This window comes from uncultured Oscillibacter sp. (assembly GCF_900546705.1).
Classification (GTDB): Bacteria; Bacillota; Clostridia; order Oscillospirales; family Oscillospiraceae; genus Oscillibacter.
Window position 1 is genome coordinate 1 of the sequence record NZ_URDP01000026.1, and the last position, 11,831, is coordinate 11,831.

Genomic DNA, 11,831 nt, shown 5'->3' on the forward strand with positions numbered 1-11,831 from the left:
GCCGATCTTGTCCAGCTTGTCCACGGTGCGCATAATGTCGCCCGCCTTTTCCGTCAGGCCCAGCATCTCGTAGAAGCCGTTGAGGATCTTGCGGTTGTTCACCCGGATCTGGAAGCGCTTGAGGCCCAGAGCGGAGAAGGTCTTGTAGATGATGGAGGGGATCTCCGCCTCGTTGAGGATGGAGAGCTTGCCGTCGCCGATGATGTCGATGTCGGCCTGATAGAACTCCCGGAAGCGGCCCCGCTGGGCCCGCTCGCCCCGGTACACCTTGCCGATCTGATAGCGGCGGAAGGGGAAGGAGAGGTCGTTGTAGTGCAGGGCTACGTACTTGGCCAGAGGCACGGTCAGATCAAACCGCAGACTGAGGTCGGCGTCGCCTTTTTGGAAGCGGTAGATCTGCTTTTCCGTCTCGCCGCCGCCCTTGGCCAGCAGCACCTCGCTGGACTCGATGACGGGGGTGTCCAGGGGGGTGAAGCCGTAGAGAGAGTAGGTCTTGCGGAGGATCTCCATCATGCGCTCCATCTGCTGCTGGGGCGCGGGCAGCAGCTCCATGAAGCCGGAGAGAGTACGGGGGGTCATTTTAGCCATAGCGGATGCTCCTTTATTTCAGTGTTGCGGGCTTGGCCCGCGCGTGGCCGCATATGCGGTATATTGCTTTTTTAAGCGGGAAAACGGCCATCTGAACGGAAAAATACCGTGTCAGACGGCAAAATAAATGCTCTCGTCCCGCAGCTTGGGACGAGAGCGAATGCCGCTTCGTGGTGCCACCCAAATTCAAGATCCCCGGGGGATCTCCTCTGGCCTCCTTTGGTACGGGGAGGGGACCGTGGGCGTTTCCGCCCCCGCTCCGCCGCTGTCCTTCGTCCAATCCGGCCGGGGCGCTCTCAGCGATGCGTCCCTCTCTGTGGGCCGTGGGGTTGGAGTACTGCTGCGGCATCCGCGCGGTACGAGCAGATTGTATGCGCTTTTTGGAAAAAAGTCAAGCGATGGGCCGGGTAGAGGGATTGACAATGCACCGCCAGTCCAGATCGCCCCGGGCCAGACCCAGCACCAGCATTTCTGCCGTGGCAATGTTGCTGGCAAAGGGAATGTTGTTCTGATCGCACAGACGGGCAATATAGGAGACGGCGCTCATCATCTTGTCGTCGCTGGGATCGTTGAAGAACAGAACCAGGTCGAACTCATTGTACGCGATGCGGGCACCGATCTGCTGGCTGCCGCCGTGGTCATAGGAGAGGAAGCAGTGTACGTTCAGACCGGTGGCGTCGGCAACCATGTGGCCGGTGGCATTGGTGGCATAAATGTGGTGCTGGGAGAGAATGCCGGCGTATGCGGTGCAGAACTGGACCATCAGTTCTTTCTTGTTATCGTGTGACATGAGTGCAATGTTCATTGGCAAAGCTCCTTTCTTCTAACGAATACGCAGCAGGGGTGTCCGGATGCCCTGGATGCGTTTTGCGATGTTGCGATAAGCCGCCCCGGCCAGCCGGCTGTCCTCCAGAAGAGGGGGGCAGCCCCGATTCAGACACAGGGGCAGGGCGTCGTCCTCCGGCACGACACCCAGCAGGGGAAGGCCGGCTTTGTCGATGGCGTCATCAATGGTGGCGTGCAGCTGCCGCAGCAGCTTGCGCCGTACCCGATTGACCACCAGGTGCAAGGACCCATAGGGAAACCGGCCCAGCTCCATCACGGTGTGCTGGGCATCCCGCAGGGAAGAGGCGTCCGTACAGGTGACCACCACGCAGCGGTCGGCGGCGCAGGTGGCCAGCTGGAAGCCGGTACCCAGGCCTGCCGGCGCATCCAGCAGACAGTAGTCAAATGTCCGGCGGATCTGCCGAAGCAGAGCCGTCATCTGCTGTACGGTAACCGGGTGGGAGGAGAGACGGGCAGGTGCGGTCAGCAGAAACAGTCCGTGGATCCGGGGATGCTCCACAATGGCGTCGTCCAGGTCACAGATGCCCTGGGCCACATCGGAGAAATCCATCAGCGCCCGGTCGGAAAGACCCAGCGCCAGATCCAGGTTCCTCAGGCCGATGTCGCAGTCCAGACACAGCACCCGCTTTCCGCTCAACACCAGCGCGGCGCCTACACCGGCCACAAAGGAGGTCTTTCCCGTGCCGCCTTTGCCGGATACCACGGCGATGCATTGTCCTGAGGCTCCCATGACGGCCCCTCCTTAACACATTTTTGTCCTAACTGTCTCTAATACCTTATTATAGCGGATTCTTCTTGATTTTTGCAAATGCTCTGGGATATTTTTTCGGGGTTTCTTTGATTTTTTTGATAAAAAGCAGCCGGTGGCGCACATCTGTCCCCGGAATTACATAGTCCTGGATTTTTTCCAGGCGTCCGCCCAGCAAGGAGACGGCATTTTCTGCCGACCGGAGTTCCTCATCACAGTCTACGGACTTCATGGCCAGAAACCAGCCGCCCTCCTTCACCAGGGGCAGACACAGCTCCGAGAGCATGGGCAGCGCGGCTACAGCCCGGGAGGTGACGATGTCGAACCCAGCCCGGTGGGCGGCGGCAAACTCTTCCGCCCGGGCGTGGATTGCCTCCACGCCGGTAAGGTGCAGGGCGTCGCAGACAGTCTGCAGGAAGGTTACCCGCTTGCCCAGGGAGTCCACCATGGTCAGCTGGATGGAGGGGCAGAGGATTTTGAGGGGGAGGCCGGGAAAGCCCGCGCCGCTGCCCACATCCGCCACGGTTTTGCCGGCAAAGTCCGCCAAGGGCAGCAAAGACGCGCAGTCCAGAAAGTGGAGCTTTGCCACGTCGGCCGGGTCTGTGATGGCGGTCAGGTTCATGACCTGGTTTGTCTCCAGCAGCAGCCGGGCATAGGCCTCCAGCGCGGCAATGCCATCGGTGGGCAGGCCCAAGGCCGTCAGGCCGGATTCCAGGATTGGGCGCATTTCATCCATCATGTACGCTCCTTCAGAAGATCCCGGATCTCCGTCAGCAGCACTTCTTCTTTAGAGGGCTGGGGCGGGGGAGGAGGCGCGGCCTCCTTTTTCCGGTGAAAACGATTGACGGCCTTGACCAGACAGAACACGGCAAAGGCCATAATGAGAAAGTTCAGCACGGCGGAGACAAAGTTCCCGATGCCCAACACGGAGCCGCCCATGTGAATGTTCCAGGCGCTGAGGTCCGCACCGCCGTTGGTGAGCAGCAGAAGCAGGGGCATGAGAATATCGTTGGTCAGGGAATCGGCAATGGACTTGAATGCGCCGCCCACGATGACGCCCACGGCCATGTCCAGCACGTTGCCCCGGGCGATAAACTGTTTGAATTCAGCGATGAAGCCTTTGGTTTTTGACATAGAGAGCCCTTTCATAATCTGGGGGAAATGGCCGCATTAATGCCGCGGCAAAAAAGACGGCGCCGGAACCCCTTGTGCCCCAACGGATTCCGGGTTTTGACCGGAATGGAGCCCATAGAAGGGCGGCAAGGGTACCGATGATGGGTTCGGCGTCGCGCCGTTGGCTGGAAACGGGTTCAACTATTTGTATTATTTTTTAATTATATTGCAAATAGTATTTCACTGCGTTTCCGGCATGATTTTAGAAAAGATATCGACTCTTCCGGATGCCGCACCCGCGCACCCTGAAGGGAGACAGGTGCGGCAGTCCGGAAGGCCGCGCAGCAAACAATTACTTCTTCTTGGGAACCAGCACCTTGGTGCCGCCCATGTAGGGCCACAGCACCTCGGGGATCTTCACGGTGCCGTCGGCCTGCAGGTTGTTTTCCAGGAAGGCGATCAGCATGCGGGGAGGTGCCACGCAGGTGTTGTTGAGGGTGTGGCACAGCTGCATCTTGCCGTTTTCATCCTTATAGCGGATGTGCAGGCGGCGGGCCTGGGCGTCGCCCAGGTTGGAGCAGGAGCAGACCTCGAAGTACTTCTGCTGACGGGGAGACCAGGCCTCAATGTCGCAGGACTTGACCTTCAGGTCGGCCAGGTCACCGGAGCAGCACTCCAGCTGACGGACGGGGATATCCATGGAGCGGAAGAGCTCCACAGAGTACTGCCACAGCTTCTCGTACCAGTCTTTGGACTCCTCGGGCTTGCAGACCACGATCATCTCCTGTTTTTCAAACTGGTGGATGCGGTACACGCCCCGCTCTTCAATGCCGTGGGCGCCCTTCTCCTTGCGGAAGCAGGGGGAGTAGGAGGTGAGGGTCTGGGGCAGCTTGTCCTCGGGCAGGATCTGGTCAATGAAACGGCCGATCATAGAGTGTTCGCTGGTGCCGATCAGATACAGGTCCTCGCCCTCGATCTTATACATCATGGCGTCCATATCCGTCTGGCTCATAACGCCTTCCACCACGTTGCCGTGGATCATGAAGGGAGGGATGCAGTAGGTGAAGCCCTTACCGATCATGAAGTCCCGGCCGTAGGCCAGCACGGCCTCATGGAGACGGGCAATGTCGCCCAGCAGGTAATAGAAACCGTTGCCGGCTACCCGGCCGGCGGCGTCCATATCGATGCCGTCAAAGGTCTCCATCAAATCCACATGGTAGGGGATGGGGAAGTCAGGCACCTTGGGCTCGCCGAAACGCTGGACTTCCACGTTGCAGGAGTCATCGGGACCCAGAGGCACGGAGGGGTCGATAATCTGGGGAATTACCAGCAGCCGCTTATGCAGCTCTGCATCCAGCTCGTTTTCCAGCTTCTCCAGCTCCGCCAGACGCTCTGCATCCCGGGTGACTTCCTTTTTCACTTCTTCCGCTTCGGCCAGCTTGGAGGGGTCCTTCTTGGCCTGGCCCATCAGCATACCGATTTTCTTGGACAAAGTGTTGCGTGCGGAGCGAAGCTGGTCGGCTTCGGCCACGGCGGCACGGCGCTTGGCGTCCAGATCAATGACCTCGTCCACCAGGGGCAGCTTGGCGTCCTGGAACTTCTTCTTGATATTCTCTTTGACAATGTCAGGGTTTTCACGGATGAACTTAATGTCCAGCATGATGATTTCACCTCATATAATTTTAAAATATGTTTCACGTGAAACACAAGTTATTTGTTCAGCACAGCTTCCTTAAGCTGCTGGTAACGCTGGGAGGGAGCGGTGACACCGCTGTCCGCGTTGCTGGGAAGCAGATCCACCAGGCCCTGGTCTTCCATGTGCTGCATGGTGTCCAGGCAGGCATCATAGTCGCCGGCGGAATATTGCTGCTGCAGCGTATACAGTGCCAGCATGGCGTCCGTTGTTTTCTGGGTATCTGCTGCGGTCTGTTCCTGCTCTGCAAGCTGATCGTTCAGGTCCGTAATTTCATCCTGTGCGTCGGCCAGCTCTTCCTGCAGTTCAATGACCTTGTCCTGCACCGCCTGTACCTCCTGCATGGCGGATACGGAGTGCTGCAGTTCACCGAGAACTTCCGAGTTGCTGCGTTGATGCATGAGAAAAGAGAGGGCCATCAGCAAAAACGCAACGATGAACAAGATCATGATATAGACGACTACGGGTTTTTTCCCGGAGGAGGGCTCCTGCGGAGCAGGCATTTCACCGTCGCCGCGCTTTTCCAGTTTCATGCTTCGTTTCCTTTCTGCGTCTGGCTCTTTTCGATCCGCAGCAGGGCCAGTGCCTCCAGCAGATCGTTCAGGTCGTCCAGACCATAGTATTCCAATTCAATGCGGCCTTTTTTACGGCCATTTATAATCTTTACTCCCCGCCCGAGGCGGGAGCTCAGATCCCTCTGCGCCTCAGCAGTGTAATCCACACCGGAGGGCGGTTTAGGCTTGGGTTTTTCCTGTGCACTGAGCCGCTTGACCAGCGCCTCTGTCTGCCGAACAGACAGCCCACCGGCCACAATGGCCGCCGCTGCGCTTTCCTGGGTATCGGCAGGAAGGGGGAGCAGTGCCCGGGCATGTCCGGCGGAGAGCTTTCCCTCCTCCACCAGCTTTCGGACGGATGGCGTCAGTCCCAGCAGCCGCAGGGCGTTGGCTACGGCGCTGCGGGATTTGCCCACCCGCTGGGCGGCCTCTTCCTGCGTCATGTGGTACGTCTCAATCAAAGACTGAAATCCGGCGGCCTCTTCCATGGGGTTGAGGTCTTCCCGCTGTAGGTTTTCGATCATAGCCAGTTCTGCGGCCTTTCGATCGTCTGCCTCCATGACAATGACAGGCACTTCGCTCAGTCCTGCCATGCGGGCAGCCCGCCACCGGCGTTCACCGGCGATGATCTGGTAATAGCCGGAGGCCAGCTTCCGGACCGTCAAAGGCTGAATAATGCCGTGCTGGCGAATGGAGTCCGCCAGTTCCGCAAGGGAAGCCTCGTCAAAGGACTTGCGGGGCTGGGAAGAACAACTCTCCACCTGTGCAATGGGGAGGGAGAGGGCACCGGTGCTCTCCTCTTTCAAAACGTCGTCGCCCAGCAGGGCGCCGAGGCCCCGGCCGAGGCCGGAAGGCTTTTTGGATGCCATGCAGATTCTCCTTTCAGGATATCAGACGCTTTGCTTTTTCAAAAACTCTGCGGCCAAGGCCGTGTAAGCTTCTGCGCCCCGGGATGTACGGTCATAAGCGGTAATGGGCTTGCCATGACTGGGGGCTTCACTGAGCCGTACGTTCCGGGGAATAACGGTGGCATAGACCTTGCCGGGGAAGTAGTGCTTGACTTCTTCTGCCACCTGGAGGGCCAGATTGGTGCGGCCGTCAAACATGGTCAGCAGTACACCTTCCAACTCCAGATCGGGATTCAGAGAACGGCGTACGATGCGCACCGTGTTCATCAGATCGCTGAGTCCCTCCAGGGCAAAATATTCTCCCTGCACCGGCACCAAAATGGTGTCCGCAGCGCAAAGCGCATTGAGAGTCAGCAGTTCCAGGGAGGGGGGACAGTCAATCAGCATAAAATCATATTGTTCTTTGACCTGATTGAGCGCATCTTTCAAAAGAAATTCCCGGCGCTCCATACCGATCAGCTCAATGCCGGCGCCAGCCAATGCCTTATTGGAGGGCAGCACATCGCCGTATTTGGTATGTACCAGCGCGTCCTGGGTGGGCATTTCTCCAATCAGCACTTCGTAGACTCCCTTGGAGACGGTCTTGTCCACGCCCATACCGGAGGTGGAGTTGGCCTGAGGGTCGAAATCGCAGAGCAGCACCCGCTTTCCCTGTTCCGTCAGGGCGGCGGCCAGGTTCACACAGGTTGTGGTTTTTCCCACACCGCCTTTTTGATTCACAATTGCAACGGTTTTTGCCACCGGGGCACCTACTTTCCCTTAAGGATGTGTTTTTTCACTGTTTTTCAAACACCTTATTATTATAGCAAGGTGTGAATGGGCTTGCAAGGTCAAAACCACAAAAGAAATGAAAAAACCGGGAATGTTTCACGTGAAACATTCCCGGTTTATGATTACTCCAACAGCATACCCGTTCTGGGGGGAAGATGGAGCGGCAAAACGCCGCCTCCGGCCTGGTATACCCGTCCGGAAAGCAGGTCCAGCGCAGACTCCTCCGGCCAGGGAATACATACGTTGGCCGGAAGATCCGCCCGGTTCACCGCCACAACGGTCCGTTGGTTCTGCCAGCTGCGGGCATACACCAGCAGCGGCCCGGCAGTATAGAGATAGGAGATGGAACCACGCTGGAGAGAGATCCGCTGACGGCGGAGATGCCCCAGATTGGTAAACCAGGACTTGAGTGCCTGATCCTCTTTTCCCCAGGGATAGCCGCCCCGGTTAAACGGGTCCTCAAAGCCCTCCATCCCGGCCTCGTCTCCGTAATAGACCATGGGGGAGCCGGGAAAGGTGAACAACACCAGGGCAGCCAGCCGTACCAGTGCGGCGGCTCGGCTGCGCTGCTGGGGAGTCAGCCGATAGACCGCCCGCTCGTCCTTGGTCTGGGGCACCTGATCGGCACCCAGTACGGTCAGAATGCGGGGGGTGTCGTGGGTGCCCAGGAAGTTCATGGCAGAGTAGAAGGCAGCAGGGGGATAGTTTTCCCGCAGCGTCTCCATAGACTCCCGAAAATCATCGGCATTCCCGCCCTGCAAATAGGCAAGCAGCGCCGTGCGGAAGGGGTAGTTCATGACCCCGTGGAGCTCACTGCCCAGCAGGTAGTGACGCCGCTGGGAGTAAGCAATTTTGTTGCTGGCGTCCTCCCAGACCTCACCGATGAGCACGGCGTCGGATTTGGTTTCCTCCACGGCAGCACGGATCTTTTCAATGAACCAGTCCGGCAGCTCGTCAGCCACATCCAGCCGCCAGCCTGCGGCACCGGCCCGAAGCCACCGGCGGATAATGGAGTCCTCTCCGTCAATAATATAGTTTACATAAGTCTGGCTCTCCTCACGGACTGCCGGCAGGGTCCGAATGCCCCACCAGGAGTCGTAATCATCGGGCCAGGGGTGGAAGGAGTACCAGTCGTAATAAGGGCTCTCCTTGCTCTGGGCGGCGCCTACTGTGGGATAAAAGCCGTCGGCATTGAAATAGAGGCTTTGGGAGCCGGTGTGATTGAAGACACCATCCAGTATGACCCGCATCCCGTGGCGGCCGGCCTCCTGGCACAGCTGCCGAAAGTCCTCCTCCGTGCCCAGCATGGGGTCGATCTTGCTGTAATCCGCCGTGTTGTAGCGGTGGTTGGAGGCTGACTCAAAAATCGGACACAGATACAGGGTGGATACACCCATCCGGGCCAGTTCATCCAACTTGGAGGTGATGCCTGCCAGCTGTCCGCCGAAAAAGTTTCGGTTGCGGATTTCACCGTCCGGGTCCGGACGCCACTCCGGCACATCATCCCAGTGCTCCTGAATCCAGCGGTTTCCCACCAGTCCCTCCGGGTGAGGTTGGGTCAAACGGCAAAAACGATCTGGGAATATCTGGTATGTCACACCCTGGCCGAACCAGGCGGGGGTGCGGCTTTGCCGGTAGACGGTCAGCTGCCAGGGATCGGCAGGCGTGTCGCTGCGGTATCCGGTCTTATCCAAAAAGCAGCCGGTGCCGTCGTCCCGCCAGAAGCGGAAGTGGTACCAGATCAGCTCCGGCGCGGCGGGCGCTACCACAGCGGCGGAGAAGTGCATACGCTCCGACGCACGGTCTGTCAGGGCCAGCTCCACAGTCTGCTGCCAGCCGGAAAACTCGTGGCGCAGAATGATGGAGCAGTGTGTGAACCCCTCGCTGGCCAGGGGACGGCAGTGGAAGCTGACCAGTGTGCCGCAGGTGACTGCGCCGAAGGGGTCCTTGCACAAAATACAGCGGGGATCAAACACAAAGGGCTCGCTCATGGAAGCGGGGCCTCCTTTTTACTGAAGTAGCTGATTGTCGCCCACCACGGCAGTGCCGATCTCGTCGGCGGTAAAGTAGGCGTTGAGGATCTTCACGGCGGTGGACGCCAGGGCGGCGCCGGCATTGCCGTGCTCAATGACGATAGCCAGGGCGATTTCAGGGTCATCGTAAGGGGCAAAGCAGACAAACACACCGTTGTTGGTGGTGTCGCCGCCCAGCTGGGCGGTGCCGGTCTTGGCACCGGCGGTGACAACGCAGTTCTTAAAATAGGTATAAACCTGGCCGCCGGGCTGGGTGTAGCCCAGCATACCCTCTTTCACCGCCTGAAGAGTGGAGTCCTGCATGGAGACGATGTTGGTGGGCTCGGAATTGCCCACGGCCAGGACCTCCGTGTTGTCGTAGGACTTGACGGCTTTAAGCAGGTGAGGCTGACAGTGCTTGCCGCCGGAGACCAGGGTGGCAATGTAGTTGGCCATTTGCAGCGGGGTGTAGAGCTGGTTGCCCTGGCCGAAAGCGGCCCAGGGGGCCTGGTTCTCACCCGGGGGGTTCTCCGGCAGCTTGCCGGCTTTGTCACCGATCTCAATGCCGGTGTTCTGACCCAGACCAAAGGCGGTCAGATACTCCCGCAGGGTGTCCATGCCCATGCGGTAGCCCATGGTGGCAAAGTAGTAGTTGCAGGAGTTGGTGATGGCGGTGGTGGCGTTCATCCAGCCGTGACCGGAGTGGTTCCAGCACCAAAGCCAGCTGTTGGGGTCGCCGGGGTAGTACCACTTGCCGGTGTCCTTGATCTTCTCAGAGGTGGTGGTCACGCCGGATTCCAGAGCGGCCACGGCCACCAGGGGCTTGAGGGTGGAAGCGGGTACATAGGTACCCTGCGTGGCTCGGTTAAACAGGGGGTTGGCTGGATTTTCCAGAAGAGCGTTATAGTTCCGGCTGTAGTCGGCGGGGTCGTAGGTGGGGTAGGAGGCCATAGCCAGCACCTCGCCGGTGCCCACCTGGATTGCAACGGCGCCGGCACCCCGGGTCTCATCGCCGTCGTCGGCGTTCATGTCCGCCACTGCCTCGGCCAGGGCCTGCTCCACTGCCTGCTGCAGAGAAAGGTCAATGGTCAGCTCCACGGTATTGCCGGGCTGGGGGGCTTTTTCGTAGTATTCACCGGTGATCTTGCCGTCGGCGTTGGTGGAGACAATGCGCTTGCCGTTGGTGCCCCGGAGGTACTGCTCGAAGGCGGCCTCCACGCCGAAGCGGCCGATGCGGTCGTTGCCGTTGTAGCCCTGTTCCTTCAAGTCAGCATATTCCTCCGCCCAGATGGGGGTGACCGCGCCCAAAACCTGGGCAGCGCAGGTGGTATTGTACTCCCGGACGGAGGAGGCGGTGATCTTGGCGCCGGCGTAGTCGCCGTCGTTGAGCAGGGAGATCATCTCTGTGTCGATGTCCTCCGCCATGGCATAGGCGGTCGTGCTCATCAGCTGCCGGATGGACAGCTCATAGCGCACGCCGATGACGCTGCGGGTCTCATTGAGGCTGAAAGTGACGGGAACTTCATATTCCTGCCGCATCCGCTCCACCAGCGCGTGGGCGGAAAAGCCCCGGGAGGTCAGGTACTCGGCGGTGATGTCCTTGGCGTCCATGCTGTCTGGAATAATCTCCAGATATTCTCTCAAAAAGGTAGTAAAACGATTGCGTTGGGTCTCATTCAACTCGGTCAGAGAGGTGAAGGTGTAGGAAAAGGGCTCGGTCTTGGTGATGGGCAGATTGTCCACCCAGCTTACGCCCTGGTCCTGACAGAGCTGAATCAGCCGCAAAATGGCCTCGTTTTCGTCGTCATCTTTGTCCAGAGCGCTGGAGTCAAAGGTCAGATCGTAGGATGAGCGGCTGGAGGCCATCTCCCGGCCGTTGCGGTCGGTGATGACGCCCCGGGAGGCTTCCACGGTCTCCTCCTGGGTGATGGTGCGGATGGACTGGGCCAGGTAGTAGTCGTGCTGGTTGATCTGAATGTTATACAGTACGCCCAGATAGATCACCAGTGACAGCCCTAGAAAGGCCCCCAGCACATAAAGGCGGATGTTGTTTTGCGAATCTTTGTGCTCCATGGGAACTCCTTAGTCATTTTTATGGGCTCTCCGGTGGACAGCCCGATAGAGCAGCGTTACGGGAATGGTCAAAAGAATCACGCTTACCAGCATTTCCCGGCCGGCCAGGACAGCGCCGACGGCCCAGGCGGTCTTGCCCCGGCTCCAGAGCAAAAAGCAGTGAAAAGCACCGGTGAACACAAAGGCCAGGGCGCCGGTTGCCAGGGAGCACAAAAAGCCCGCGCTCAGCCAGTTCTGGGAGATGAGGGAGGCGCAAAGCCCCACCAGGGGAAAGACCAGCGTGTAAAAGCAGGGAATGGCCTCCGGCAGCAGCAGGTCGCACACCACCCCTGCCGCCAGAGAAAAAATGGTGGCGCTGACCGGGGGCTCATAGGTGGACGCCACCGCCACCGCCACCGGATAGATAAAGGGGATAACGCCCAGCAGCGTCAGCCGCTGGAGCAAAACAAACTGGACCAGAAAGCACAGCAAGGTAGCTGCGGCGTACAGGCTCCATTTGAAGATCGTCTCGTTGCGGGCAAACAT

The 11,831-nt window shown here is 59.1% G+C and carries 12 protein-coding genes; all 12 read right to left on the reverse strand.

Annotated elements, in window-relative coordinates:
- A partial coding sequence (locus tag QZS13_RS06725; RefSeq protein ID WP_295587172.1) for a HisS family protein occupies positions 1-588 on the reverse strand: 588 nt, incomplete at its 3' end.
- Between the two features lie 391 nt (positions 589-979).
- Positions 980-1,393: a methylglyoxal synthase gene (locus QZS13_RS06730; RefSeq protein WP_295587174.1), complete on the reverse strand. Its 414-nt coding sequence runs from the start codon at positions 1,391-1,393 to the stop codon at positions 980-982.
- A gap of 18 nt (positions 1,394-1,411) precedes the next feature.
- Positions 1,412-2,164, reverse strand: coding sequence for an AAA family ATPase (locus QZS13_RS06735; RefSeq protein WP_295587176.1), 753 nt, complete (start codon positions 2,162-2,164; stop codon positions 1,412-1,414).
- A gap of 49 nt (positions 2,165-2,213) precedes the next feature.
- Entirely contained in the window at positions 2,214-2,918 is a 705-nt protein-coding gene (gene rsmG / locus QZS13_RS06740; RefSeq protein ID WP_307986759.1) for a 16S rRNA (guanine(527)-N(7))-methyltransferase RsmG, read from the reverse strand.
- Positions 2,918-3,316: a large conductance mechanosensitive channel protein MscL gene (gene mscL, locus QZS13_RS06745; protein ID WP_295587178.1), complete on the reverse strand. Its 399-nt coding sequence runs from the start codon at positions 3,314-3,316 to the stop codon at positions 2,918-2,920. Before mscL ends, rsmG begins: the two co-directional genes overlap by 1 nt.
- Before the next feature lie 331 nt (positions 3,317-3,647).
- Positions 3,648-4,955, reverse strand: a complete 1,308-nt coding sequence (serS, locus tag QZS13_RS06750; RefSeq protein ID WP_295587180.1) for a serine--tRNA ligase — start codon at positions 4,953-4,955, stop codon at positions 3,648-3,650.
- 50 nt (positions 4,956-5,005) lie between these two features.
- Positions 5,006-5,521, reverse strand: a complete 516-nt coding sequence (locus tag QZS13_RS06755; RefSeq protein ID WP_295587182.1) for a hypothetical protein — start codon at positions 5,519-5,521, stop codon at positions 5,006-5,008.
- Positions 5,518-6,411 carry a ParB/RepB/Spo0J family partition protein gene (locus QZS13_RS06760; RefSeq protein ID WP_295587184.1) on the reverse strand — a complete coding sequence of 298 codons (894 nt, stop codon included), beginning with the start codon at positions 6,409-6,411 and terminating at the stop codon, positions 5,518-5,520. The genes QZS13_RS06755 and QZS13_RS06760 overlap by 4 nt, the downstream gene beginning before the upstream one ends.
- A 21-nt stretch (positions 6,412-6,432) precedes the next feature.
- Positions 6,433-7,191, reverse strand: a complete 759-nt coding sequence (locus QZS13_RS06765; protein WP_295587186.1) for a ParA family protein — start codon at positions 7,189-7,191, stop codon at positions 6,433-6,435.
- Between the two features lie 152 nt (positions 7,192-7,343).
- Positions 7,344-9,212 (reverse strand): glycoside hydrolase family 13 protein, encoded by a 1,869-nt coding sequence (locus QZS13_RS06770; protein WP_295587188.1) that lies wholly within the window; start codon positions 9,210-9,212, stop codon positions 7,344-7,346.
- Positions 9,213-9,230: 18 nt separating this feature from the next.
- Positions 9,231-11,306 carry a penicillin-binding transpeptidase domain-containing protein gene (locus tag QZS13_RS06775; RefSeq protein WP_295587191.1) on the reverse strand — a complete coding sequence of 692 codons (2,076 nt, stop codon included), beginning with the start codon at positions 11,304-11,306 and terminating at the stop codon, positions 9,231-9,233.
- Positions 11,307-11,315: 9 nt separating this feature from the next.
- Positions 11,316-11,831, reverse strand: a complete 516-nt coding sequence (locus QZS13_RS06780; protein ID WP_295587193.1) for a hypothetical protein — start codon at positions 11,829-11,831, stop codon at positions 11,316-11,318.